Source organism: Luteibacter sp., assembly GCF_036499525.1.
Classification (GTDB): domain Bacteria; phylum Pseudomonadota; class Gammaproteobacteria; order Xanthomonadales; family Rhodanobacteraceae; genus Luteibacter.
Genome location: NZ_DASYDO010000075.1, coordinates 21469 through 45486 on the forward strand (window position 1 = coordinate 21469; position 24018 = coordinate 45486).

Consider the following 24018-nt stretch of genomic DNA (forward strand, 5'->3'; position numbering starts at 1 on the left):
GGTTTAAAGACCTTTCTCGGTGCGCCATCCACCGCTGCGCTTGATAGCGCGCGGCAGATCGGCAGTGGGTTTGACGCGGTGGATCGCATAGACCACAACATCCTGGCGACTGGCGTAGTGCGCGATCGCAAGAGCAATGGCGGCATCGGCGTGTCGCGGCTGGTTGTCCTGGCCTTTGCCCTTGTAGCCGTCGGGAAGACGGCCGACGCCCTTAATAAGCTTCAGCGCTCGCAGGTCGTTGCGGATGTCGATGTCCTTGGGAATATCGAACGCACCGTCTTCGAAGGCAGTCTTGAAGGCGGGCATCTGCTCGCGGTACCAGCTCTCACTCAGCATCAGCCGCTCGATGTGTTCCTCGCCATACTTCTGCCACGCGAACTCGGCCAGCGACTGCCCGTTGCCGCGCGCATCGAGCACGCCCTTGGTGAATCGCGGCAAGCGATCGATGACAAAGAACAGGATCTGCTCCTGCTGGCGGAACGGGATGCCGCGCAGCTCCAGCATGAAGGGCACCCTTCGGCGGAGTCGCTGCAGGGTCTGAATGGGGGCGATGACGGTCAAGTCATGGTCACGACCAAAGTCCTGGCCGAAGGCGTGTTCGAGCGTCGGATCGAGGGCTTCCAGGAGCGGCAGCACCTCGCCCTCCAGCCACGCTTGGCACGCATTCCACCGGGTGTGATCGTCCAGGGCGGCAAACGCGACCGGCTGCGACCACCGCAGTACGGGGACATCGATTGACCTTGCCTCGATCAGTGCGCCAGACAGGTAAGCGTCGGTGCCGTTGGACGGAACGCAGTCCAGTTCCTCGGCAGCGCCGTCGCCATAGAACTTGTAGACGCCCGCGACCCATTCGTCCTGGCCAGCCTGCGTCCACTCGACGCCCATCCGGGAGCAGACCCTGCGGTAAAGTCCGTTGGCGATGGCCGTGGCGAAGTCGATGCGGTGAATCGAGCCGGAGCGCTTGCCAGCATGGATATCCGTGATCAGCTCGTTGAAGGCGTTCGTCTGACCGTTATGTGTGCTGATCACGCGGACCTTTCCGCCCCAGATCAGCAGCGCCATGGCAGCCTTGAGCAGCTCATCGAGCTGGTCATGGAACGCGGCCTCATCGATCACCACCACGCCCTGACGTCCGCGAAGATTCGACGGACGGGAAGTCAGTGCAACGATGCGGTGGCCGCTGTCGGGAAACCGAATCGTGAAGGTCTTGATGCTCTTGTCTTCCTCGCTCTCGCCCTCCCAGATGCCTTCCTCCATCTCGCCCGCCGCGTAGTTGAACGCGCGTGCGAACATGGCACATGCCTCGATGTACTCGATGGTCATGTCCTGGTTGTAGGCGATGTAGTAGACGTTCTGGCCGCCCGCTGCCTTGGCGGATGCGGCGATCAACACGTCGTCAGCTGCCTCCGCCCAGGTGAGGCCGGTACGGCGAGACTTCTCAGCAACCTTGAACGGCGAGTCGTCGGCGATCCACTGCTGCTGGTACGGCATCAGCACGGCGCTGCTGACGCTGGCTAGGTTACTCATTGGCCGATACCGAGGATCTTGTGGCGGATCTCGTCGGCAGTTTCAGCCGTGAGCCCACCTTTGCGGGCGATCTTGTCAACTTCGGCGGCCGCGCTTTCACGCTGGACGCGAACTTCGGCGGCGTACTTCTTCTGGCTGATCGTGGTCCGGCCAAGGTCGGCGATCGCTCGGGCAAACTTGGGCAGATCCAACTTGTCGCTGTTGGCCGAGACCAGCATCGTGAACAGGCGATCCTGCACTAGGCGCATCAACGCATCGTTGACGGCGCCGTCGTCGTCCGGCGAACTGGCTACCACCGCGCGCGCCTGCTCAGTGCTCATCTTGACCGCTGCCAGGCGGTCTTCGAATTCCTGGCCATAGCTGTGCAGCGCGCTCTTGCCGATGGTATAGCCACGCTTGGCCAGCTCGGTCGAAAGGGATTCGTAACCGCTGAAATTTCCCTCGACCAGGCGATCGTCCAGCCACTGCTTCACAGCGGCCGGCAGCTGGGTGACCTTGCTACGCGGTGCCATCAGAATTTCGACGGGCGGGCGATGCCCGGCAGGCAGTCCACGGTGTACTCGACCAGGTCAACGCCGTAATGCGTCAGCTCGGCGGACCAGTGCGAGGTATGGACGTCGAGGATCCGCAGCAGCTTGCGGTCGTCCAGGTAGTCAAGCTCCCGACGCAACTCCTGCATCGTCAGCGACAGTTTCGCGTCGTTGAGCGCAAGCAGCACCGTATGCTCGCTCACCGGCAACGGACGGCCAGCATCGAGGATGCGCAGGATGCGCCAACGGGCGGACTCCCGCTGAATCTTGCCCAGGTCGATTTCACTCACGATTTATTCCCCCCGTTGATTTTCATGCTGTAGACCAGCTCCATCAGTCGATCGAGCTTGGAATCCTGCGTGGTCGCAAACCGAATCCAGTCCTCGCGTGTTACGTACTGCCGAGGAAGCTCATCGCGCAGCTGCTCAACTCGCTGCGCGATGTTGGTTACCCGGCCGGTCGTCTCTTCCAGATTGCTTTCGAGCGTCTCGAACTGATCGCGCTGGGCTTTCTTCTCAGCCTCGCGCAGCTTTTCCATGGCGTCAAAGCGTTCCTGCATACGCCGTTCGAACTGACCCAGCAGCAACTTGCCGAATGTAAAGACGACGCCGGCAAAGGCACTGATGAGGATCAGCACTTCGCGCGTATTGAGCTGGATCACACTGCCCACGCATTTCTCCTCACGTAATGGGCGGCATGCTGCTCGGCCACGGTTTCGCACTCTCGACATGCCGTTGCATGCGGTACGGCAGCGAGGCGCTTCTCAGCAATCGGCTCATCGCAATGGACGCATACACGACGCCCGTCTGCTGCATGCCTGGCAGCGGCACGCGCCAGTCGGCCGCGTTGCAACTGAATGGTGATCAGGGCGTTGCGGTCCGCATCCTCCTGCGCTGAGGCAATTTCGAACTCATCCATGTGCGCCATCCTTCGTGACTCTGTTACGCGTCGCAACGACGTTCCCCGTTTTCATCCAGCGACGAATACCCAGCTCGCAAGCCTTGGTCAAAGCGACGCCGTTGGCCATGCCAACGTGGGTTGCCCGCTGATCACAGCCGCAATAGCAACGTCTGCGCGAAGCTGGTCGCACTTTCACCATGTATCTCTGGTGATCCTGGGCCGAGCCCCATTGCCCCCATGAGCTTTTCATCGTCTTCCTTTCCATCCTTTCTCTGATCTCACGGCGAGACTGCCTTCTGCACGGCGGCGCCAATCCGGGCGGTCGTAGCTCGATCCGCGTTGCACCGGTTGAGGGTTCCGCGCCAGTCTTCGCTCCAGCTGACGGCATCGAGAAGACACCAGCCGGGAGCGCCATCCGCAGCGCGGCACCGTTGTGGCGGCGGTGCGGGAGCTTCAATCGCATCCGTCAGCTCGGCCGGCATCGGTGCATACGTCACTGCGGCGACCGACAGGACCGTTGTCTTGGTCGGTACGGGGCGGGGTTTCCGGCTCCCCGAACAGCCGACGAGCGACAGCAGGGCAAAGCACACCAGCCAGCGCAGCACAGTCGGGGTTTTCATTCGCGGCTTTCTCCAGGGCTTGCTTGCGCGTATCGCGCTCGATGTCGAGTTGTTTTTGAACAGCGGCACGCTGGGCTACGGCGTCCGAGGCGGTCTTCTTCGCCGTCGCAAGGTCCGCCTGCTGCTTGTCCAGGCGTTGCTTCACATCGGCCAGGGCGGCTTCATCCATCTGTGCCTGGCTCTGCCACAACGCGCTGTCGATGGCGGAATCGATGTACTTCGACTGGGCCGCCTCGTTGGTCGACCTGCCACCACCGAACCAACCGCTGACAAATACGAGTGCCAGAATCAGCGAGTAACCGAGCACGCGCTTGGTGGCGGCCGTCAGAGAGATTCCGCTCAGTTGGGCAGCGATCGTCACGGGCACACCGCCTGTCCGGCCCAGCCAGCAGCGGCATAAGGGGACTGCAGGGTGAGCAGGATGCGCGATGGATAGGCGCGGTTCTCGGCCCGCGCCCAGGAAGCGCGCTGGGTTTGTCGATCAACGTGACCCCACCAGCGCGAGGGGTCACACCCAGACACATGCGAGCAGAGGGCGCGGTCGCGATTCAGCCAACCGGCTCCGCCGTTGTACGCCGAGAGAGTCATCGCCCAGTGGTCACAGTCGCCGCGCGCACCCGTGATGCCTGAGTACAAACGGTAGTCGTATCGCACCAGTGCGCGAATGGCCCAGCGCGGGTCGTACGGATCGGACGGCCCCAATTCCGGATACCACCGCGCCATGTCTGTTGCGGTGTCCGTTGTGAACTGGGCAAGGCCAGCTGCATAGGGGCTTCGAGCATTCGAGCGCCAGGCGCTCTCCTGCTCGATCTGGGCGCCGAAGGCGGATACGGGCGCATTGATGCCCCATACGGCATGGGCCTCCCGCTGCACTGTGCGCTGCCACGCTTCGGCGGCTGGTGACGGGATGCTTGTGGCGTGGGCTGCATTCAATGCCCCCAAGCCAATGGCGATGGCAACAAGCCAAACCAGAAATGCGCGGATAAGGCTGCCCTGGGCAACGAGGCGCCCCTGCCAGCGAGCGAGCAGCAGGGCTATCGCCAGGAGGCTATAGGCCCACATCACAGGCCCAGCCCTACGGCGAGCATTGCACCCGCCATGATCAGCGCCCGACCGATGGTCAGGGCGGCGGAGATGACCGGCACTTCGCGCAGCCGCTCGGGTACTGCATGAATCAGGGTGATCTTTGCCAAGTGGTAGCCGACGATGGCGGCGAGCATCTGCTGCCCGAATTTCAGCGTCAGCACTCCCGCCGCCTGGGGCGAGATAAAGGTGACGATGGCCAGCAGCACCAGGGCTGCGACCCACCAACGCCAGACGCGAGTGATCCCGGTCAGGCCAAACGATCTAAGGCGAGCTGCTACCCATGCGGTAACGGCATCGCGGATGTGCGACGTAAACGACATAGCGGCTCCCCGTAGGTCACATGACCCCGTGTGCCGTCAGATTCGTCTATCGCGCGTGTGAGCTGATATTCAAGCCCTTGTTAGCAAAAGCCCCGCACATGGCGGGGCTTTGCAGGTACCGTCTAAGGTCCTAAGCGATTAAAAGCGCTTTACACCGGTCGACCCGTTAGGCTCGATATCACAGATTCGCATACATGCGCTTTTGGCCACGGCGACTCCATCAGCGCCTACTTCGAAATAACAATGCTGGCCAGCTGCGTGCCAGTCTGCCGGAACGCTGTTCAAGGCACGGTTCTGGAGGACGACGGTGACCGTGGTTGCGGTCTTCCAGCCGACGGTTCGCTGGGTATCCATGTTCGGCTCGCCGACTTGATGGGAGACGCTGTTGATTTCCCCGGCGCCTGCTAGTTTCCCGAGTGAAGGGCACGAAGCTTGCAGCGCATCCTCTGCCTCTTTTGCCGCCTGATCGGCATCCAGCGACGCGATAGAGGCGATTACGCCGGCCCTTGCCAGCGGCGCGTCGTCGGCGGATGTGTCACAACCACCAGCCACCACAGCCACCATCAATACGCCCATCAAAGTAACGATCTTCATCCGTTAACCCCTCTCTCCGAAGCCAAAGAGATCCGGGCCACTACGGCGGCGGATCTCCCTCTGTGCGGCAAGGATCGTATAAATCCGCTGCGGTGTCAGCTTGTACTTGTTGACCAGCTGCTCAATCGGGCACCCCTGGTCGAAGTGCTCCGTGGCGATCTCGATATCGCGCAGTGCGCGTTTGAGCACCTCGCCCTTGGGCCAGTAAACGATGTGACCACCCAGCTCATCGATTGCGCTCATGACGACCTCGGGAGACAGGTCAGCAGCGCGCTCCGGTCCCAAATGCTTATTGAGGACCCATTTCACCGCCTTTAAAAGCTTCCCCACATTGCCCTCCCAGTGGTGGGCTTTGAGCTGCTTGAGGCTGTCGATGACCTTGTCGGCATCGAGCTGGCCGTCGTCACCGAACATGTCGGCGGTATCAATGCTGGTCTTTTCGTCCTTCATGGGGTCCTCGCGTATTTGGCCCGTGCAGCGGACTGGCGCTCGTCTCGTTCTTCCTTGCTGATGGCACCGTATTCGTACTGCTTCTCCAGCCACGCCAGATCCCGCTTGAGCGGATCTTCGGGTGGCTGCGGCGGGCTGATGCCCGTGCCGGTGCCCACGCGGTGATGGCCGGCACGACGTTCCACCTCGCCCTTGCGTTCAGCGTGGGCGGCTGGCTGATCGGCCAGCGCGTAGACGACCTTCCGCAGGTAGTTGTGGTTGCCCAAGGGCAGATTGAGGTCGGCGCGATTGTTGAGCATCTGTTCCATGCCTGCGGCCCACATCGCCGGAGTGGCAGCGCGTCGCATGCCGCTGCGTTCATCGGCGCACACCTGGGCAGCATTCACCAGTTCCTCCAGCTCGGCCAGGACCGCAGCGGCCTTTGTCAGGCGCAGCGTGGTCTTGGCCGGCTTGAACAGCCGCAGGTAGGCAAGCGCCGCTCGGGCCACAATCGGCTCCATCTCAGCGACCACGAGTGCCAGGCGCTTTGCGTCCCCCTCAACCAGCCCTGCCTCGATGGGAAAGGCCGTACTGCAGGCGGGACATGTCACGTTGATGCCCATATCAGTGCCGCACACCCTGCTCGTTGGCCTCGATCTGTGCGTGGCTGATATCAATCACGCCCCGCATGTCTTCCCAAAGCTTGTTGGCGGCGTCCTTGCCGAGCCTGGCTGTCACGACGCCCAAGGCGCCACTGATGACCAAGGCACTGAGCAGCAGCATCTCCTGTTCCGAATGAGCGATATCGCGGATCTCGCGGTTCACGGCGCTCGATAGGCGCCTTCCCTGTAGCGTGGCCTTGTCCATCCCATCCCGGTCAACCACGGGCCACCGCCTGCTGCGCCAAGTAGTCAAGCACCAGACGTAGCGACTCGCGGTGCCGCCGCCAGTGCGGGCGCAACGGGCGCAACATTTCCACCACACGTTCTGGCGCCCAGCCCAGCCGCTTCAGCTCCTGGTCGACGGCCCCACTTAGGACCCGCTTTTCCTGTTCCACAGAAAGGGCAGCAATGATTGCGCGCAGCTGCGCGTCCTGGCGTACCCACGTAATTTTGGCTATGCCCGTCTGCTGTTTCGCAATGGCATCGGCATACGACCACGGCAACGCCATGTCCGCCAGCAAAGCCTCAATCTTGGTGATCATCTCGGGCATGCCACTAAAATTATTCGGCTTGCCGGGATATTTGCCGGGCTTACCCTTGCTCATGGGTTTGGTGGCGCCCAGGCGGCGCATTTCCTCGATCAGGGCAGTTCGCTGCCTGCCATTGAGATCGGCTGCGCTTCGGACGGCATGGCCGTGTGCAGATGAGACGCGGGCTACCAGGTCACGGTAGGTATCCTCATCCATCTGGAGTTGCTGACGGGCGACGTGGATCGTGGCCAGCTGACCGCGGCGCATCGCGCTTCCTTTATCGATAGACATGGTTGTCACTGCGGACCCTCCAGTCGCAGCACCTTTCGCTGCTTGGGCTCGGGGTCGGGAAGGCGAACCTGGTCATCACGCACTGTCGCCAGATGCACGTCGACCTGCTTCCCGGCCGTGTAACGGCGCTCGTAGGTCCCTGCGTAAAATTCCTCGCATTCGATAGCCTGGCCCAAAAGCTGCACCAGCTTCATCCCAGCAGTAACGGGCATGAGGAAGGTCTGAAAGCCGATGGTGATTACGCAGAGGGGGCCTTTCTTCGGCTTCATGCGTGATGCTCCAGCCCAGCTGGCTGTGCCCCGCGAATACCCGACCGAAGCTCTGCATTCTCTCCGGCGAGAAACCCAGCCTGACGATCGCTTACTGTGCTAACACCTTTCCGGCTCAAGTCACGGCCTGCGCTCAACTCGGTTTCTGGATGGTTCAAGGCGATCGCTTGCTTCAGAAGCGACTTCTTGTCCTCGGTAATCTCTGCTGCAGGGAATAGACGACGTACGGATTGCACCCAGCCCAACGCAAATTCTTCGCCCCGCGCGACCTTGTTAACGCGCTTGCGAATGCGTGCTGTGTGCTTCATCCGGTCGGCATCCATCTGGCGACGCAGCACGGTGAAGGCGTAGGCCGATATCTCACCGGCGGTACCGGCACCATAGAAACGGATCGACGTCTTCCGCGTGAACTGCGAAACCATCACGACCACATCGCAGCCAAACCCGTCCGCGACGACCGATGCCAGCCACATCACTGACCTCGGCACCATGGCGCCTCGCGCCATGGTCGGGGACTCAGCGTGCTTAATGTCTGCTGCCAGAGCATCCGTTTCGGAGAGGCCGTGTTCCGCCATCAAGGCCCTCGCTTGGCGCAAGGCTGCTGCCGATTCGTGCGGGTTAGATGACCCGGCAAGCCGCAGGCACGCCAGCACCTTGCGTAGTGCGCGGTCGCGGTTCATGCGGCCACCGTCGACATAGCGGTAGGCTCTGGCGCGTTCTCGACAACCGACGTCCACGCGTAGACCCGCCCGGGTACGCGGACGTCGTCGGTCCCGGAGAGTGTCCATGTCGGCGGCTGGCCCGGGCTGTTGCGCCGGTAGGCCATGAACACCTGGCGATCGCCGTCGCCGTCGATGCAGCACACCATGACGTCGGTAATCGGTCGCGGGGACATGACGCCAATCGGCTTCCACGGACCCATCAGATCCGGCAGCCACTCGCGCTTTCCATCGGCGTGCAGAATGCTCCACTTAGCGCCTTTGCCCAGGACGCCCGCGAAGATATGCGTGGCCCGCAGCACCTCGTCGCGGCGGTCTACCTCGAACTGGACCATATTCCTCCAGGCGCCGCTGGTGTTGAGCTGCAGCATCAGCTTTGTCTCTTTGTTCATCGCTTCACCTCTCGGGTTGACGTTGAAATTCATATGCGCAGGCCTGCCCACGATCAGATCCCCGCGAGATCGAGGCTGATGGGCTGGTACTTGCCATTGCTGTCGCGTTCGTAGACGCGGATATAGCTCTTCGACCCGACAACCTGTACGGCATCGCTAATGGCGTCCATGGCCTGCAGCCAGCGCACATCCTTGATGTCGTAACGACGCAGCGCCAGGATGCTGCCGGTTCGGATCTTGCCGGCCGCATCGACGCGGAAGGCGTCTTGCACGATGACCACGATTTCCGCGCGGGCGCCGTTCGTCCAGTCGGCCACGCAGATATCGATCAGTTCCTTCGCCGCCTGCAGGCGCTCATCGAAAGCGATGGTTTCCTGCATCGCCCGGATGACCTTATAGCGGCCATCGAAGCTGAGCAGCTGGACGTTACCTTTCTCGCCGCCCAGGGAGACGTTGTACTGCTCAGCACTCAGCGATACGAACGCCGCGATGTCGGCATAGGCCTGGGACTTGAATGCCCGGAGGCGCTCTTGTTCTTCCAACGCCTTGGCAACGATCTCGCCCACGAGCGCGTCGCGGGCCTGGTCGATGGGCTTGATCTTGCTCTCAGGGATCAGATGGCCCTGGGCATTTGTGCGGTAGCCCGTCGGGGCATTAGCCGAGGTCGATGACATGGTCTTGGACTTCCTTCAGTTCTCTATGGATGGTGAGGATGGCGAGCGCTGCCAGGGTTTGTGCCTTGATTGCCGGTCTATCAGGCGACATAGGCGGGGAGTAGTCGCACACAAACTTCACAGCGTCCCCGTCACTGGTGATGGTGATGACGGCTTGTCCTTTGCTCATTCCGGGGCGCCGAGCAACATGAGCACACCGCTGTGCATGGCCTTACTTGCACGCGCGAAATGAGCCACCACAGCGGGATTAAGGGCCATACCGATGGCCCTTTCGAGGGTTTCATCGAGCAGCGCTGAAGTGCCACGAATGAAACCCAAGAGCTGCATTTCAGGCGAAGGCTGCGGGTCAGGCGTAGGTGCCCCGTTTGCCGCAGCGGTGGCGGCCTTCCCCGCCACAGCATTCGGACGCACCGGCTTAACGGAGGCAGCGACATCGGCGACGGGTTCGGCGGTTTCGAGCGTAGCGGTGGCATCGGCAACCACCTGTTCGAGCTTCGGTGGTGGCGGTGCCAAGCGATACGCCAGTTTGCCTTCGACCGTCTCGGCAAGGAATTCACCCGCGCGCTTTCGTTCGCCGCACAGCGTGTGGACGACATCAACGTTGGTGCCCGATGGGAGATAGCCCTGGATCTGGTCGACAGTCATGGGCGCCTCAGCGTCGCGAAGCACAACGCGGATTCGATCAATGAGAGGTATGGTCACGTTTGATCCTTGTGGGTAAGCCGGACCGAAAGCGGTGCGGAGAATGTGATGGGTGGTGTTCCGGTGGCGCTCGATGAGCCACGGCGGCAGGTCGTTGTCGTCAACTTCCGGCATAGCTGGCGTGGTCGGCTTGCGTGACCCATGCAACGACCGCTGCCGTGGCGCGGGCGGGCTCTATGCCCTGGAAGATGCGGCGACGCAGGCGTGCTTCCGCCTGTGCCAACACCGTGCTATCGCACTTGCCGCGCAGCTGGCGGCGCAGGTTCTCGACGGCGGATTCGGCGACGGGCGGCGTGGCCCGCAGGGAACGAAACAGTTCGATGACTTTCATGGAAACTCCTCGGTGAAGGCGGCTCAGCCGCCACGGCGGTGGGAACAATCAGGGCACGCGTTGGCGAGCTGCACGCGCATAGGGTTGGTGGCGGCGAAACCACGGCGCTGATACTCCAGGCAACGATTGCGCGGCAGCTCACCGATGACTGGACACTCGACCATGAGGCCCATGAGCGCGCCTTCGACAGCCTTCTGCACGGCACTCAGGTCCCCGCCGTAGTTCCCCTTTAGCACCTGGTTAACGACGGTGGGCGAGTAACTTATCTGGCGCGCGACGGCGGCTTGGGTGCTGGCCTTGCAGGCCTCGCGGAGTACGGTGATCCAGTCGCTCATGGCTTGGTCTTCCTGTTCTCTCGAACTACGTATTCGATGTCGGTGTTTGGGTCCCACACGACGGTGTTGTATTTGACGATGGCTGGTGGCCGGTGCCCTGTGTCCCGCACCAAGGTGTGCCTCGCGGGCTTATTCCCCCCTTTACTGCGGTACGTCGTCTTCACGTACCCGGCGTGTCGCAGAAAATGGAGGTAGCTCAGGGCGACCGATGTGCTCTTTAGCTCGCAGACAGCAACTAGCTCGTGGGTGTCGAATTGGCGCAAGATCCGCATCGCCGACCACATACGTACGCGCGAGCCGCCCTTGGCGGATTTCTGCTTGCGTAACGTCCAATTGCGTTGCTTCGGCGTCATGCCGCCGCCGAGTCGCTGAAACTGAAGTTGCGGCCTCGCGGCCAGTCAGAGAGTGTCATGGTCTTGAGGCCCTTGGCCTTGCCGACCTGCTCAATGTGCGACATGCCCACCACTGCGAGGCGCATGCTGCCTTGCGTCGCGTCGTAGAGCCGCTGTAACAGCTCCACGTCAATCTCGATGTCGCACAGCTGAGCTGCCATCAGCGTAATGTCCTCGCGCGTGGCCGGCTTGAACTGCACCCACTGGGATACGCGGCCCGCAAGCTGCGGACGGCTGCGCAGCTTGCGCTCGATGCCCGACATACCGATCAGCACAACTGGCACGGTCGCGAGGTCGTGGATATCGCGGAGCGTCTCCACCAGTCGCTGCTGCGTGACCAGGTAATCCGCCTCATCGACAAACACCGGTCGGCCGGTTTCCGCCAGGCGCTGAACGATCAGCTCAACGGTTTCCACGTTGCTGGGGCGCGGGTCGAGGTCCAGTTCGCGGGCAATGGTGCGGAGCAAGCTGCTCGGCGTTGTGGTGGACAACGCACGGACGTAAACGCCGTTGTTGCGCGTGATCAGCCACGTGGTGGCGGTGGTCTTGCCCGCCCCGGTATCGCCGTAGATGAGGCCCATGCCGGGCATGCCAGGCTGGCGGTTGAGTAGCGCATCGGCGGCTGCGCTGAGGCGGGTCACGTTGCTAACAGGTACGATTTTGCTTCGCATTACAGTTTCTCCCATTGGTTACTGAGCATTGGGCTCAAATAGTCGAACTCGGTGCCGAGGCCAAAGGGCGTTCCGCCCCATTCCTCAAACACCATCCAGCGCCCGGTGAATTCCGGGGTTTTGCGATAGGTGGCGAGCCACTTGCTGCTCAACTCATCCAGTGACGGAGCTGCCAGCAAGCGGATGCCGCGCGCGAATCGGCTTTCTTCCGTTTCGTTTTGCGACTGGTCATCGCGTAGCAGGTCCCGGACCGTTTCAAAATTGGCCTTGGTCAGCGGGCGCAGGTCGGCTGGCATGTCGGCAGCGTCGAGCGCGGCGGCCGCGTGCGTGGCAGCGTCCAGCGCGGGCGTGATGTGAGTCACGCCGTGTTGCGGCAGCATGGTCAACATCGATGCATGTGCGGCCTTGGCGTCCAGGATCTCCATGGCTATTTCGCGGGTTTTCGCCTTGCGGCCAATTGCGCGCAACTCGTTGCGCTTTTCGCTGATCAGCTTGGCCTGGCGTGCCTTGGCCTCGATGGCCACTTCGCGGCGCGAGATACCCAGCAGCTCCGGGCACTCGGCGATGCAGACAAAGGCTTCGTCGTGATAGACCACAACCCGGCCCTGGTCGGCTTCGTCGTAGAGCACCTGTACCTTTTCGCCCACCAATGCACCCAGCTCGGGCGCGCCGTAATACATGCCCTCAATACGGAGGCCCTTCTTGGCGACCGTGCGTGCGCCCGTACCGCCCGGTGCCTCGGCCATCAGCACATCGAGGGCGCGTACGTCGCGGATGCGGCGGACCTCGGTCGTCGAGCTAGCTACGCGCTCGAAGACGCTCATCCCCGCCAGTCCGCCCCTTGCTTCCTGCGTATAGACGTCGGCCAACCATTTGTCACAAAAGGCCTGTAACTCGGCCGACGTCATGCGCAATTGCACGGTGCTGTTCTTCTTGAACAGGCGTTCCGCGAAGCTCTTGCCAGCGCGCAGCGCCTGCGCTTCGGCCACGTTGTGCCCACTGAAGCCCGGAAGCATTTCCAGCAGATCGTGCGAGAAGGTGTGAAAAAACCGCTCGATGTGGGGCTTTTCCCAAGGCGAGAACGGTGCGCTGAGCTTTACGTCGACGCCGAGACTGGCAAACACACGCTGCATGCGGTTGCTGACATAGTCCTGGCCGTTGTCCAGCTTCGCCCGCTCAGGCACGCCCCACTGCATAAGGGCGCCGCGTAGCGTCTGGCAGACCGCGTCCGCGCTACTGGTCTTGGTGACACGCAAGGTTGCGCGACGTGACCACACGTCGATGATGCCGACCAGGTTGTGGCGACCGTCAATCAGTTCGATATCGCCAGGGGTGCTATCGAACTCCCAACGCTCATTAAGGCGGGACACGTCCTCGCTGGCGTTGCCCATGGCGAGCATGTACTTGTTCTTCCACTCATCCGGGTTGGAGAGCGCGGTAAATACCTGGTGGTTTTCCGCCTTCCAGTGGGTGAGCCAGCGCTGCACGCTGCGAAGCGTCGGGAGCGAGTCGCCCAGGTGCGCAAAGCGGGCCTCGATGGCGCGATGCAGATGCTTGCCGCCCAGGTGGGGCGTGGTCGAAATCATGCCCACCGCGAACTCGTAGAGCTGCGAATTTCCATCGATCAGGCCCGAGCCTTCGCGATTGCCGTATGCGCCCGCCAGCGCTGCAGCACCTTTTGTCTGCAGGGTCTTTCTCCAGCGCCGCAATGAGGCGCCCGAAACCTCGGGCCCAATGACGCGGCGGGCCATATCGGAGCCAACTTCGCCGGACGCGTATGCCCCGCAGAAGGTTTCGATGGCGGCGGTGATACCCATGCCGTGGTTGGCGGCAAAGCTATCCAACTGCACCAGTAGGTCCAGCCTTGCGTTCATGCGGTCGGCGCCATTGCCGGTCTTGCCAGCGGCGGCGGCAAGACCTGCTTCCATGGCGCGATGACGGGATGCCTGGTCGACGGCGGTCGCCAGGGTGTGACGGCGCCCCAGACTTTCGCCCGCACGGAAGTGAGCACTTGTTGACGCCGCCTGCGCGGCGGTGATTGCATTGGCATGGCGGACGGCGCGCTGAACGTCGTCGGGAAGCACATCGAGCTGGTATAAGCGGCGGCGACCGCCACGGACGGTTTGTTCGGAAAACGGCCAGCATTCGCTCAAAGCACGGCGTTCTGCAGACCGCTTAGTGACACGCAGTGCGAACGCGATACGCTGAAGGTCGATGCCATCCCCTGTGGACGCGCGGGCACCGTCGGCCATTTACACGCCCCTCCTGAGCTGGTTATGGAGGAGCTTTTCGATCTGGCGCAGCTTGTCCTGCTCGCCCTTGACCCGGCCAAGCTCGGCCGCGAGTGCCTCGCGCCCAATGAAGAATCGGCCGCCCCGAACGGCGGCAAGCCAGTTGCTATACACGTAGCTCTCGGTGGCCACCTCCAGCGCGGGCATGAGATAAGCCGGCGCATTGAAATCGGCCTTCGAGGGCGCCGTATAGCTGTCGAGCATGTACTTCGATACGTCCTTGCCCGTCAGCTCCGAACAGCGGCACGCGACGGCCGTACGGTCATGACCGTCGAGCATCGTTTTGACCAGGTCAGAGATGGCGGGGCGAAAATCCATGCTGCCCGGTGCACTGGTCGCAGGCACGGGCATGGCGAACATGTCGTGGGTGAGAGCGTCGCGGCGGGCCATGATCAGCCCCCGACCAGAGCGTGGCGGGGGGCCGGGACGATCGGATAGATCGGACTCATGTCAGTTATCCATTCCTGGATTGCGAGTGACCGGCCTGCGGCCCGGTGGTAGCCTTCTCCTGCAGCGACTGATTACCCGGGCGACGAGGTGCGGCGCCGGCTTGGCTATTGGGAGTGACCTGATCGGCGCGATAGCGGCTGGGCCAGATCTCACCAGGCTTCTTGCCGAGAACGTCAGCGATGATTCTTTCGGCGCGGGGGTAACGGCGGCGGAGCGCGCCGGTCAGGGCAGTACGCGCCTGATAGCCGTTTTCGAAGGCAAGTTGTTGCAATGACCAGCCGGTCTTATGGACGGCAGCGATGATGTCTGCGGTGTGCCAGTCCTCTTTCGGGACTGGTTTTTTTAGGGCCGCGTTTGTAGTCATGTAGGTCTGCGCCAGTGGGTGGTGTCTGTGGCGTAGATATTAGACACATTCGTGCGTACGTCAAGCTCAATCGTGCGTCGCACTTGGTTGTTTAACGCTCGAACGTGCGTTGTTCGGGCTTTGTCCCTTAAATCATTGAGTTACAAAAAGTGCGACGTGGAGGGCGGCTCATTGGCTCTGCGTCGCGCTTCTGGAGCCAGAAGTGCGACAGGAAAGCTTCGATTCCATTGGCGCGCGACTTGCACACATTCGTGCGGGCATGTCGCAGAAGGGCTTCGCAGAGAAGCTTGGAATACCCCTGCGCACCTATCAGACCTTCGAGCAAAATCACCGCGAACCAGACCTACGCGTTGTCCACGCTCTTTTTAGCGACGGCTGGAGCATCCACTGGTTACTGATGGGAGTTGGCGAACCCCGGCTGGACGCAGTTGAAATGGCTTCAGAAAGCCAATCTCAAGCACTGCGATCCGACGAACTTAAGATGTCCATCCAGCTGGCAGAGGAAGCCCTGGATGGCGGCAAGCTCGGGCCAGCAGACTACGCGGAGCTCGTTTCCCTCATCTATGACGCCTTGGTCAACGGTCTGCCGAGCGCACAGATCATTGCGTTCGCGCGGCCCGCCGCTCGCGGGCTCAGTCACAGGGGGAACGATGGAAAAGCAGTGGGTGGAACGGGTTAGGACCCTATTGACGAGAGCGACGCACCATCAGAAAGCGTCTGGAGCCGATTTAGCAGCTTTGAAATCGAGCCTGGATGAGGCCTTGCAGCAGGCCCAAGACAACAAGGAGGCGGTGGCGGCAGGAAAATCACGCCAGCCGTACCCGATCAGGCGCAAGCACTTGCTTGCCCAGATTCGGCTCAAGCTCAAGCACTACGCGTTCAGCGACGAGGTCCAGGCGTTTGTACATGCCGCTGGCTTTGAGGTGCTTGAGCAACTCGACAACGACCAGCTTTGTGCCTTGAACGCTTGGCTCCAAGGGCTGTGCGAGGCGGCGGGAACGGTTGAGGCACCGTTCCATATGTCCGTAGCCTGCTGATTTTGCAAATCAGGTGACGTCTGCGACGCGGCGTGCGCATTGTGTTCAATCCAAGCGCCGCCGCCGAGCTGAGGGCCTCGCCTCGTTAGAAGGCCGGCAAATGCCCATTTGACGCCGTTTGTCCGGCTTTTTCCGGCGTCATCCATGTTCTTCCTCTATTAATCACTCCAACTGGCACCGCACAGTGGCCATGCATTTGTAGGAGCGCGCCCTGCGCGCGACATCTTTCGCGACACCACTGCACGACTACGGCTTTTGCTCGGTGGGAGCCGACCCCTTTTTTCCGCAGGCGCCGACCACGCGCTTTCGTAACGCAGCCGCTCAGCGTATCGCGGTCGTGTGCTATGGCGGAGATCCGTCCCCGGCGCAACGCTGCACCGATGCGACACGATGCCGGCACCTCCCTCATCGAATCCCTCACTGCCCTGGCGGTCTTCACCATTGGCTCGGCCTGTCACAGCACCTGGACGATGCAGTCGATGGCCACCCACGCCAGGGCATCCCGGCTCATGGCCGCTACGACGATCGTGGTGAGCCTGGAGGCGCGGATGCGTGCGAATGCAGCAGGCGTCACAGCGGGTCATTATGACGATGACCAGAACATGATGCGTTGCTCGAATGGATGTGACGCACGCGAACGCGCAGGCGACGATTTGCGCTTGTTCCATGACGCGGTTGTGCGGCATGTCGGCCCAGCGGCCTCGGCTCAGGTAGCCTGCCAGGCGGGGCCTGTCTGCATCATCTCGATCGGGTGGCTGGACCGGGCGATCGTCGACTGGACCTTCCACCCTTGAACTCGCGTGGCATGACCTTGATCGAGTTGCTCGTCGGTCTTGCCATCGCGGGCATGGTGGCGGCGATTTCGGTGACGACGCTTTCGATGGTGGGCCTGGCAGTAGCGTGGCAGCACACCGCGGTGCGGTCCGGCGATCCGGTGTGGTTGGCTTTGGCGGCGATCGCGCGCGACCTTCGTGCATCGGGCGAGTGGAAAGGGTGTCTGGGTCCGGGCAACTGCGCGGGAAGCAACGCTCATTACGCGCCGAACGCGGTCATTGCGGACGGCGTGCGATGGTTCGTCGACGATAGTCTGTGGCGTTGTGCGCCTGGCCGCGATTGCGACAGGTATCTGGAAGGCGTGGTTGCCGCCACCTTTGTCGCAGATGTTGTTTCGGTTGAAGGCCACGATATGCGACGCGAAGAGTTCGCGGGACAAGACACGGAGATACTTGAGGTGATTTTGTGGGTCCGAGGTGGCGGCCGTTATTCATGTACGGTCCGGAAGACCGGACGTGCACACTGAACGCGGCGCCATCCTGCTCGTGGTCCTGGCGGTCCTCGCGATGATGGCGATCCTCGGTGCCTCGTTCTCGCGTTCGGCGACGTCGCGCCTGCTGGCTGCCCGCGATTTCCTGCGAGCCGAGTCCGAGGCTTGCCTGAGGCGCGACCTCGAAGGTGGCAAGGCTGGCGGGGAGCGTGCGACCATCGGGGAAGGCGCGGAAGGCGCGTCGTCGAATGAGGGGACCCATGGACCGCAGACGTTTTCTCCAGGGGGCGACGATCGCCTCGGGTGTGGCACTGACCGCCAAGGGCATCGCCAAGGCGGCGCCCACCGCTAGCGCCTCGGGCGGCATGATTCCGCGTGTCTGTTCCACCTGGGACTTCGGCGTGGCCGCGAACCAGGCGGCTTGGAAGGTGCTTTCCTCCGGAGGCCGCGCGCTGGATGCCGTGGAGCAGGGCGCTCGGGTGCCGGAAGCCGACCTGCGCAACCACAGCGTGGGCCGCGCGGGCTATCCCGATCGCGACGGCAAAGTCACGCTGGACGCCAGCATCATGGACGAGCACGGCAACTGCGGCGCCGTGGCGGCGATGGAGCATATCGCGCATCCGATCTCCGTCGCGCGCCGCGTCATGGAGCGTACGCCCCATGTGCTGCTGGCCGGCGACGGCGCCTTGCAGTTCGCGATGGAGCAGGGCTTCCCGCGCGAGGAACTGCTGACCCCGGAATCGGAGAAGGCCTGGCACGAGTGGCTGAAGACGGCGAAGTACAAGCCGGTGGCCAACAGCGAGGTCAGGAGTTACAACGCCGGTCCGGGCGGTACGCCGGGCGACGCCAGCAACCACGACACCATCGGCATGCTGGCGATCGATGCGAAGGGCAACCTGTCCGGTGCCTGCACCACCAGCGGCATGGCGTGGAAGCTGCACGGCCGCGTGGGCGACAGCCCGATCATCGGTGCGGGTCTCTATGTCGACAACGACGTCGGCGGCGCCACGTCGACGGGCGTGGGCGAGGAAGTGATCCGCAACGTGGGCAGCTTCCTGGTCGTTGAACTGATGCGCCAGGGCCGCTCGCCGGAAGATGCCTGTCGCGAGGCGGTGGAGCGCATCCTGCGCCGCAAGCCGAACGCGAAGGACCTCCAGGTGGGTTTCCTCGCGATGGACAAGAAGGGCAACGTCGGCGCCTGGGCCATCCAGAAGGGCTTCTCGTACGCGATCTGCGATGCGCACAAGCAGGACACGCTGATCCCCGGCAAGAGCACGTACTGACGTGGCCTTGCTCGAGGTTGCGGCCAACTCGGTGGTGTCGGCATTCGCGGCGCAGGAAGGCGGTGCGGGACGCGTCGAACTTTGCGCCAGCCTGGAAGAGGGCGGTATCACGCCCTCGCACGGCACGATCGCGCTGGCGCGGGAAGGTCTTTCGATTCCGCTCTATGCGCTCATTCGTCCCCGGGCGGGCGACTTCCTCTACGAGAACGCCGAGATCGAGGCGATGCTGGACGACATCGCGCACTGCCGGGACCTGGGCTGCGACGGCATCGTCGTCGGCGCGCTGACGGCCGAAGCCGAGGTGGACCGGGAAGCCTGCGCGATGTTCCTGCGCGCCGCCGAAGGCATGGGCGTGACCTTCCATCGTGCCTTCGACCTCGTGCCGGACCGGCAGGAAGCGCTCGAGACCTTGATCGAACTCGGCTTCGAGCGTGTGCTTACCTCCGGCGGCATGCCCAGCGCGGTCGCCGGTGCGGCGTCCATCGCGCGGCTGGTGTCCCAGGCCGGTGGCCGGATCGTCGTGATGCCCGGCGCGGGGATCGAGCCGGGCAACGTGGTGGACCTGCGCGAAGCGACGCGCGCCCGCGAATTCCATGCCTCGGCAAAACGGCGACTGCCATCGGCCATGCGCCGCGTTCCGGGCGATGCCCTCGGCATGGGCGCGGGGGAAACACGTACGGACGTGGAGACGGTACGCGCCCTGGCCACGGCGCTGGCCTGATCGTTGTCAGCGAAGCGGCAGCAGGCCTGCCGGGGCTACGGCCACGAGTCGCCGGCCCGCCGCCACATGCGTACCCGTTCCACCCACGCGCTGCGCTCTGTGGCGGCGCCGTGGACCAGGTCGCCAAGGACGACGAGACGCGCCGGTTCGAACTCGGCGATGAGCGCGTCGAGGCGGGCCAAGTCGTCTTCGGTGTCGCCGCTGGGCACCGCGATGCCGGCGCGACGGAACACGGCACCCTTGCCGAAGTGGACATCGGACACGAGCAGCGTGCGGCGTGATGGCCAGTGGATGGCACGCTGCGCATGCAAGGTCAGCCGCTCGCCGGCCACCTCGATATCGCGGGTCATCATGCGTCGGCTCCCGCTTCCAGCGTGGCGAGCATGCGTTCGACGCGGGTTTTCCAGTCGTCGCCCGCGATGCCTCCGCGCAGCCGCTCGACCCATAGCGGAAATGCGAGCGGACTGAGGCGCTTCGTCTCGCGCCAGAGCACTCGGGAGCGCGATACGCGCAGCAGGCAGGCGCGCAGTCGCGAATAGTCGAGTTGCTGGTCGAGTACTTCGCGTTCCGCCTGCCAGAGGAGAGGATGCGCCGGATCGTGCCGGCGCAGCACGTCGAACAGCAATCCGCTCGATGCCTGCAGTTGGCGCAATGTTTTCCCCTGCGCGGGATAGCCGTTGAAGACGAGGCCGGCAACGCGCGCGATGTCGCGAAACGACGGCGGGAATCGAGGATTGCCTGCGCTGCACGTTCGCTAGCGCGTGCAGGGCCTCGTCGAGGTTGCCCAAGGTGGCCGAGAGGCCCCAGGTGCGTAGGTCCGACAGCCAGTGGCGCAGGCGCGCGAGTCCCAGCTGCAGCAGCGTACCGCGCTTGTTGCCGACCAATTCGTGCCACTCGTCGACGACGATGCCCCGCAGCCTCGCGAAACGTTCCTTCGTGTCGGGATAGCTAAGCAACAAGGCGAGGCTCTCCGGCGTCGTCACGAGCAATTCGCAGGCGCCCCGGCGAAGGCGCGCGCGCTCGGCGCTGCCGCTGTCGCCTGTGCGGCGGAGCACGCGCCACGGCAGGTCCATCGCTTCCACGGCGGCGCCGAGGTGCTGAGCGGTATCGGTAGCGAGCGACCGCAACGGAGTGATCCACAGCAGCTGCAATCCGGATTGGGGACGCAGCACCGCGTCGATGAGCGGGCCGCCCGCCGCGGCCAGTGTCTTGCCGGTACCGGTCGGCGCATGGATGAGGCCGTTCCGGCCATCGTTCCAGGCTCGCCACGCCGCGCGCTGGAACGGAGCGGCGCGCCTCTCCTGCGCGGCGAACCATGCCAGCAGGCGGGCTTCAGCCCGACGCCAGGCGGCGGAGGTCGTCGAGCTTGTCGGCATCGCGGATGGCGAGGTCGGTTCGCCAGCGCAGGATGCGCGGGAAGCGCACCGCCACGCCGGCCTTGTGGCGGCCGGAAGCCTGGATCGCCTCGAAGGCGAGTTCGAATACATGCGTGGGTTCCACCGAACGAACCGGGCCGAATCGTTCGATGGTATGCGCGCGGATCCAGCGATCGAGCTGGCCGATCTCGCTGTCGTCCAGGCCGGAATACGCCTTGGCCACCGGCACCAGCGCGTCGCCTTCCCATACGCCGAAGGTGTAGTCGGTGAACAGGCCGGAACGGCGCCCATGGCCCGGCTGCGCGTAAAGCAGCACGGCGTCGATGGTGTACGGATCGACCTTCCACTTCCACCAGTCGCCTCGCTTGCGGCCGACCCGATAGGGCGAGTCCAGGCGCTTCAGCATGAGGCCTTCGGTGCGCCGCTCGCGCGATTGGCCGCGGATGGTGGCGAGCGCGTGCCAGCCGGGCGCATCGACGGCGGGCGAGACCATGAGCGTGGGACCACGCCCCTCGACCAGCGCGGCGAGCGTGGCGCGGCGTTCGGCCAGCGGACGTTCGCGCAGATCCTGGCCCGCCATCTCGAGGAGGTCGTAGGTCATCAGGCGCACGGGCGTATCGGTCAGCAGCTTCGGGCCCGGCTTGAGCTTGCCGATGCGCTTCTGCAACGCGGCGAACGGTAAAGGGTGATCCTCGTCCAGCGTCCACGCGAGAATTTCGCCATCGAGCACGCAACCGTCCGGCAGTTCCTGCGCGGCCAGCTCGATCTCGGGAAAACGGCCGTCCAGGCGTTCCTCGCCGCGCGACCAGAGCAGGACTCCGCCCGCGCGGCGCATCAGCTGCGCACGGATGCCGTCCCATTTCCATTCGACCAGCCAGTCACCTACGCTGCCCAATGAGGCGACGTCCTGTTCCAGTGGCGAAGCAAGGAAGAACGGATAAGGGCGCTCGCCCGCGTGCTCATCCCCACGCTCGGGCCCGGCAAGGGCGGCGAAGGCATCGGCTGCGGGTTTCCACGTGCCGCTGAGGCGATGCGCGATGAGGTCGGTGGGAAGGTTCGACCATTGCGCGAGGGCCTGGACGACGAGCCGGTGCGACACGCCGACCCGCAGGGAGCCGGTCAGCAGCTTGTTGACCAGGAAAACCTGCTCGCGCGGTAGGGGCCGCCACCATTCGCGCAGCAACTCGATGCGTTCCGCCGGCTCGAGGCAGCCAAGCGAGGGTAGGCGCGCTTCCATCCAGACGTGCAGCGGAACATCTTCGCCGCCGTCCTCGACGCCCGGAAGCATCAGCGCGATGGTCTCGGCCAGGTCGCCCACGTGCTGGTAGCTGTCGTCGATCAACCAGTCCGCATAGCCGGTCCCCGCGGCCAGCGCGAGGCGCAGTTCCGTCGACGTGGCCGTGCGCTTCAGCTTGCCCCCGCCGAGCACGTAGACCGCCCATGCCGCGTCCGCGGCGGGTGCCTCCGCGAAATAGACGGCCATCGCGTCGCGTTTGGCCGAGGTGGACGAGGTGCGATCGAGGGCCTCGAACAAGGCGGCGAAGCGGCGCATCAGTCACCTTCCTCGCTGCTGCGCGACTCGGGCATGACGCCGCCCAGCGAACGAAGCGAGAACGCATCGTGCCCGGTCTCGCGGAGGTGCCTGATCAGGGCTTCGCCGTCGCCGTGGGTGACGTACACGCGCTTCGCCCCGCAGTCGTCGACGGTGCGCAGGAGGCCCGGCCAGTCCGCGTGGTCGGACACCACGAAGCCGCGATCGTAGCCGCGCCGGCGTCGCGCGCCGCGCACCTGCATCCAGCCGGAGGCGAAGCCGGTGGATGCCTTGCCGAAGCGGCGCATCCACGGTGAGCCGGCGGCGGAAGGCGGTGCCATGATCAGCTCGCCGGCGAAGTCCTTGCCTCGTGCCGAGTCGCTCACCGCTGCCGTCGGCAGCATGCGCACGCCGACACCACGGTAAATCTCGACGAGGCGCAACATGGCGCCGTGCAGGTGCACGGTGCGATCGGTGCGTGTCGCGAGTTCGGCAAGGAGGCGCTGCGCCTTGCCCAGGGCGTAGCAGAACAGCACGGCGGGCACATCGCGCTCGCGACATTCCTCCACCCAGGCAAGGATGTCTTCGACCACCTTGCGCATCGGCGGCCAACGGTAGATCGGCAGACCGAAGGTGGATTCGGTGACGAAGACGTCGCAGGGCACGGGCTCGAACGGCACGCACGTGGGGTCGGGATCGCGCTTGTAGTCGCCGGAGACGACCGCCACCTTGCCGCGGCCTTCGATGCGGACATGTGCCGCGCCGAGGATATGGCCCGAGGGGTGGAAGGAGAGCAAGGTGTCGCCGAGGGTGAAGCGCTCGCTCCAGTCGTGCTCGTGGATAACCGCGTCCGCGCCGAGGCGTTCGCGCATCAGCAGGCCGCCTGCCGCGGCGACGTGGTACAGCGCACTGCCGGCGCGGGCGTGGTCGCCATGCGCGTGCGTGACGACGGCACGCGCCACGGGCTGCATGGGATCGATGAAGAAATCGCCCGCGGGGCAATAGAGGCCTTCGGGGCGGGGTAGCAGCAGGTCGCCGTCCATCCGGTGAAGGTAGGTGGGATGTCGTCAACGCCGCGAAAAACGTCGATGGCCCGAATTTTCTGAGAGGGCCGTCATCTCTCGATCTGTGTCTGCGATTCTCAATCGGTCCTTAATTTTCTCTCGAATCAACTGCTTAAGCATATCGAACTGGTGCGACCTATCCGGGCCGTTAAGGCGGGCGACGAGGGTCGTCATACTTGTCATCCGCCATTTCGCAGGGAATGGATTCGCGATGGCCCGAAGAGCGTTGCGAAACGCGCTTACGAACGACAGGACGGACTCATGGACAGACAAACGGACGGCGACGCGACAAGACGTGTCTGGGCCGAACTGCGCGGGAGGCTGATCGCCCAGCAGGAACGGTCCGCAGGTGCGACGCTCTACATGCTGGTCGATGGCCGTGCCATTCGCGACATCCAGTCGCTGCTCGGCGTCATTCCCGGGTTGAGCTACACCTCTTTATGGCTTGGCACGATCGGCGAACGCATGATGGGTATCGGTCCATGGCTCGCACGCCTGGAAGAGGCCTTCCTCGATACCGAATACGGTCTTCACGAAAAGCTCGCGGTGCGGGTTTTGCATGCACCGGAAAAGTATGCGATCACATGGATACTCTCGACTGCATCGCTGGACGTCCTTGCGGCTCACTTCAGGGCCTATACCCAGTGCAAGTTCGGACATCGC

General features: G+C 63.6%; 37 protein-coding genes and 1 pseudogene. 8 read left to right on the plus strand and 30 right to left on the minus strand.

Features of this window, described 5'->3' with window-relative positions; translation table 11 throughout:
* Positions 1-3: 3 nt before the first annotated feature.
* The 25 genes from VGM71_RS16025 to VGM71_RS16145 form a co-directional block, all read right to left on the minus strand.
* Positions 4-1527, minus strand: coding sequence for a hypothetical protein (locus VGM71_RS16025; RefSeq protein WP_331546981.1), 1524 nt, complete (start codon positions 1525-1527; stop codon positions 4-6).
* On the minus strand, positions 1524-2039 hold the full coding sequence (locus tag VGM71_RS16030; protein ID WP_331546983.1) for a DUF3486 family protein: 516 nt from the start codon (positions 2037-2039) through the stop codon (positions 1524-1526). The genes VGM71_RS16025 and VGM71_RS16030 overlap by 4 nt, the downstream gene beginning before the upstream one ends.
* Positions 2039-2347, minus strand: a complete 309-nt coding sequence (locus VGM71_RS16035) for a hypothetical protein (RefSeq protein ID WP_331546985.1) — start codon at positions 2345-2347, stop codon at positions 2039-2041. Before VGM71_RS16035 ends, VGM71_RS16030 begins: the two co-directional genes overlap by 1 nt.
* Positions 2344-2727, minus strand: a complete 384-nt coding sequence (locus VGM71_RS16040; RefSeq protein WP_331546987.1) for a hypothetical protein — start codon at positions 2725-2727, stop codon at positions 2344-2346. Before VGM71_RS16040 ends, VGM71_RS16035 begins: the two co-directional genes overlap by 4 nt.
* Positions 2715-2975, minus strand: coding sequence for a TraR/DksA C4-type zinc finger protein (locus tag VGM71_RS16045; RefSeq protein WP_331546989.1), 261 nt, complete (start codon positions 2973-2975; stop codon positions 2715-2717). The genes VGM71_RS16040 and VGM71_RS16045 overlap by 13 nt, the downstream gene beginning before the upstream one ends.
* Positions 2976-3410: 435 nt before the next feature.
* Positions 3411-3938 (minus strand): hypothetical protein, encoded by a 528-nt coding sequence (locus VGM71_RS16050; protein ID WP_331546991.1) that lies wholly within the window; start codon positions 3936-3938, stop codon positions 3411-3413.
* Positions 3935-4639, minus strand: coding sequence for a transglycosylase SLT domain-containing protein (locus VGM71_RS16055; RefSeq protein WP_331546993.1), 705 nt, complete (start codon positions 4637-4639; stop codon positions 3935-3937). Before VGM71_RS16055 ends, VGM71_RS16050 begins: the two co-directional genes overlap by 4 nt.
* Positions 4639-4983: a putative holin gene (locus VGM71_RS16060; RefSeq protein ID WP_331546995.1), complete on the minus strand. Its 345-nt coding sequence runs from the start codon at positions 4981-4983 to the stop codon at positions 4639-4641. Before VGM71_RS16060 ends, VGM71_RS16055 begins: the two co-directional genes overlap by 1 nt.
* 138 nt (positions 4984-5121) lie before the next feature.
* Positions 5122-5577, minus strand: a complete 456-nt coding sequence (locus tag VGM71_RS16065; RefSeq protein WP_331546997.1) for a hypothetical protein — start codon at positions 5575-5577, stop codon at positions 5122-5124.
* A 3-nt stretch (positions 5578-5580) separates the two neighbouring features.
* Positions 5581-6027: a Mor transcription activator family protein gene (locus VGM71_RS16070; protein WP_331546999.1), complete on the minus strand. Its 447-nt coding sequence runs from the start codon at positions 6025-6027 to the stop codon at positions 5581-5583.
* A complete protein-coding gene (locus tag VGM71_RS16075; RefSeq protein ID WP_331547001.1) occupies positions 6024-6629 on the minus strand; it encodes a hypothetical protein in 606 nt (201 codons plus the stop codon). Before VGM71_RS16075 ends, VGM71_RS16070 begins: the two co-directional genes overlap by 4 nt.
* Position 6630: 1 nt before the next feature.
* Positions 6631-6831: a hypothetical protein gene (locus VGM71_RS16080; RefSeq protein WP_331547003.1), complete on the minus strand. Its 201-nt coding sequence runs from the start codon at positions 6829-6831 to the stop codon at positions 6631-6633.
* A gap of 52 nt (positions 6832-6883) precedes the next feature.
* Positions 6884-7489, minus strand: a complete 606-nt coding sequence (locus VGM71_RS16085; protein WP_331547005.1) for a regulatory protein GemA — start codon at positions 7487-7489, stop codon at positions 6884-6886.
* Positions 7490-7494: 5 nt separating this feature from the next.
* The gene (locus tag VGM71_RS16090; protein WP_331547007.1) at positions 7495-7758 is read right to left on the minus strand and encodes a hypothetical protein; all 264 of its coding nucleotides are present in this window, start codon (positions 7756-7758) and stop codon (positions 7495-7497) included.
* Positions 7755-8438: a DUF7168 domain-containing protein gene (locus VGM71_RS16095; protein ID WP_331547009.1), complete on the minus strand. Its 684-nt coding sequence runs from the start codon at positions 8436-8438 to the stop codon at positions 7755-7757. The genes VGM71_RS16090 and VGM71_RS16095 overlap by 4 nt, the downstream gene beginning before the upstream one ends.
* Positions 8435-8902: a hypothetical protein gene (locus VGM71_RS16100; RefSeq protein WP_331547011.1), complete on the minus strand. Its 468-nt coding sequence runs from the start codon at positions 8900-8902 to the stop codon at positions 8435-8437. The genes VGM71_RS16095 and VGM71_RS16100 overlap by 4 nt, the downstream gene beginning before the upstream one ends.
* A 20-nt stretch (positions 8903-8922) precedes the next feature.
* On the minus strand, positions 8923-9543 hold the full coding sequence (locus tag VGM71_RS16105; RefSeq protein ID WP_331547013.1) for a DUF3164 family protein: 621 nt from the start codon (positions 9541-9543) through the stop codon (positions 8923-8925).
* A complete protein-coding gene (locus tag VGM71_RS16110) occupies positions 9524-9712 on the minus strand; it encodes a hypothetical protein (RefSeq protein ID WP_331547015.1) in 189 nt (62 codons plus the stop codon). The genes VGM71_RS16105 and VGM71_RS16110 overlap by 20 nt, the downstream gene beginning before the upstream one ends.
* Positions 9709-10359: a hypothetical protein gene (locus VGM71_RS16115; RefSeq protein ID WP_331547017.1), complete on the minus strand. Its 651-nt coding sequence runs from the start codon at positions 10357-10359 to the stop codon at positions 9709-9711. Before VGM71_RS16115 ends, VGM71_RS16110 begins: the two co-directional genes overlap by 4 nt.
* Entirely contained in the window at positions 10346-10576 is a 231-nt protein-coding gene (locus VGM71_RS16120; protein WP_331547019.1) for a hypothetical protein, read from the minus strand. The genes VGM71_RS16115 and VGM71_RS16120 overlap by 14 nt, the downstream gene beginning before the upstream one ends.
* Before the next feature lie 23 nt (positions 10577-10599).
* Complete coding sequence (locus VGM71_RS16125) at positions 10600-10911, minus strand: hypothetical protein (protein ID WP_331547021.1); 312 nt, start codon at positions 10909-10911, stop codon at positions 10600-10602.
* Positions 10912-11260: 349 nt separating this feature from the next.
* Positions 11261-11944, minus strand: a complete 684-nt coding sequence (locus VGM71_RS16130) for an ATP-binding protein (protein WP_331547023.1) — start codon at positions 11942-11944, stop codon at positions 11261-11263.
* 29 nt (positions 11945-11973) lie between these two features.
* Positions 11974-14226, minus strand: a complete 2253-nt coding sequence (locus VGM71_RS16135) for a Mu transposase C-terminal domain-containing protein (RefSeq protein ID WP_331547025.1) — start codon at positions 14224-14226, stop codon at positions 11974-11976.
* Positions 14227-14655, minus strand: coding sequence for a hypothetical protein (locus tag VGM71_RS16140; protein ID WP_331547027.1), 429 nt, complete (start codon positions 14653-14655; stop codon positions 14227-14229).
* A 64-nt stretch (positions 14656-14719) separates the two neighbouring features.
* Positions 14720-15079, minus strand: a complete 360-nt coding sequence (locus tag VGM71_RS16145; RefSeq protein WP_331547029.1) for a helix-turn-helix transcriptional regulator — start codon at positions 15077-15079, stop codon at positions 14720-14722.
* 259 nt (positions 15080-15338) lie between these two features.
* Between VGM71_RS16145 and VGM71_RS16150 the strand changes: the two genes are divergently transcribed.
* The 7 genes from VGM71_RS16150 to VGM71_RS16180 all read left to right on the plus strand — a co-directional run bounded on the left by VGM71_RS16150 (position 15339) and on the right by VGM71_RS16180 (position 19384).
* Positions 15339-15758 (plus strand): helix-turn-helix transcriptional regulator, encoded by a 420-nt coding sequence (locus VGM71_RS16150; protein WP_331547031.1) that lies wholly within the window; start codon positions 15339-15341, stop codon positions 15756-15758.
* A gap of 58 nt (positions 15759-15816) precedes the next feature.
* Complete coding sequence (locus VGM71_RS16155; RefSeq protein WP_331547032.1) at positions 15817-16116, plus strand: hypothetical protein; 300 nt, start codon at positions 15817-15819, stop codon at positions 16114-16116.
* Between the two features lie 380 nt (positions 16117-16496).
* Complete coding sequence (locus VGM71_RS16160) at positions 16497-16910, plus strand: hypothetical protein (RefSeq protein WP_331547034.1); 414 nt, start codon at positions 16497-16499, stop codon at positions 16908-16910.
* Positions 16868-17416, plus strand: a complete 549-nt coding sequence (locus VGM71_RS16165; RefSeq protein WP_331547036.1) for a PulJ/GspJ family protein — start codon at positions 16868-16870, stop codon at positions 17414-17416. The genes VGM71_RS16160 and VGM71_RS16165 overlap by 43 nt, the downstream gene beginning before the upstream one ends.
* Positions 17406-17732, plus strand: coding sequence for a hypothetical protein (locus tag VGM71_RS16170; protein WP_331547038.1), 327 nt, complete (start codon positions 17406-17408; stop codon positions 17730-17732). Before VGM71_RS16165 ends, VGM71_RS16170 begins: the two co-directional genes overlap by 11 nt.
* Positions 17641-18663 carry a N(4)-(beta-N-acetylglucosaminyl)-L-asparaginase gene (locus VGM71_RS16175; protein ID WP_331547040.1) on the plus strand — a complete coding sequence of 341 codons (1023 nt, stop codon included), beginning with the start codon at positions 17641-17643 and terminating at the stop codon, positions 18661-18663. The genes VGM71_RS16170 and VGM71_RS16175 overlap by 92 nt, the downstream gene beginning before the upstream one ends.
* Position 18664: 1 nt before the next feature.
* A complete protein-coding gene (locus VGM71_RS16180) occupies positions 18665-19384 on the plus strand; it encodes a copper homeostasis protein CutC (protein WP_331547042.1) in 720 nt (239 codons plus the stop codon).
* A 35-nt stretch (positions 19385-19419) separates the two neighbouring features.
* Here VGM71_RS16180 and VGM71_RS16185 read toward each other — a convergent pair whose 3' ends face one another.
* The 5 genes and pseudogenes from VGM71_RS16185 to VGM71_RS16205 all read right to left on the minus strand — a co-directional run bounded on the left by VGM71_RS16185 (position 19420) and on the right by VGM71_RS16205 (position 23334).
* Positions 19420-19737 (minus strand): hypothetical protein, encoded by a 318-nt coding sequence (locus tag VGM71_RS16185; protein ID WP_331547052.1) that lies wholly within the window; start codon positions 19735-19737, stop codon positions 19420-19422.
* Positions 19734-20090, minus strand: a complete 357-nt coding sequence (locus VGM71_RS16190) for a hypothetical protein (RefSeq protein WP_331547050.1) — start codon at positions 20088-20090, stop codon at positions 19734-19736. Before VGM71_RS16190 ends, VGM71_RS16185 begins: the two co-directional genes overlap by 4 nt.
* A gap of 79 nt (positions 20091-20169) precedes the next feature.
* Positions 20170-20760, minus strand: a pseudogene (locus VGM71_RS16195) (DEAD/DEAH box helicase); the annotation flags it as partial.
* On the minus strand, positions 20717-22312 hold the full coding sequence (locus VGM71_RS16200; protein WP_331547044.1) for an ATP-dependent DNA ligase: 1596 nt from the start codon (positions 22310-22312) through the stop codon (positions 20717-20719). The pseudogene VGM71_RS16195 and the gene VGM71_RS16200, both read right to left, overlap by 44 nt.
* Entirely contained in the window at positions 22312-23334 is a 1023-nt protein-coding gene (locus VGM71_RS16205) for a ligase-associated DNA damage response exonuclease (RefSeq protein ID WP_331547046.1), read from the minus strand. Before VGM71_RS16205 ends, VGM71_RS16200 begins: the two co-directional genes overlap by 1 nt.
* 282 nt (positions 23335-23616) lie before the next feature.
* On the opposite strand from VGM71_RS16205, the gene VGM71_RS16210 reads away from it, so the two are divergent.
* Positions 23617-24018 (plus strand): DUF4123 domain-containing protein (locus VGM71_RS16210; protein WP_331547048.1); only part of this gene is annotated, 402 nt, incomplete at its 3' end.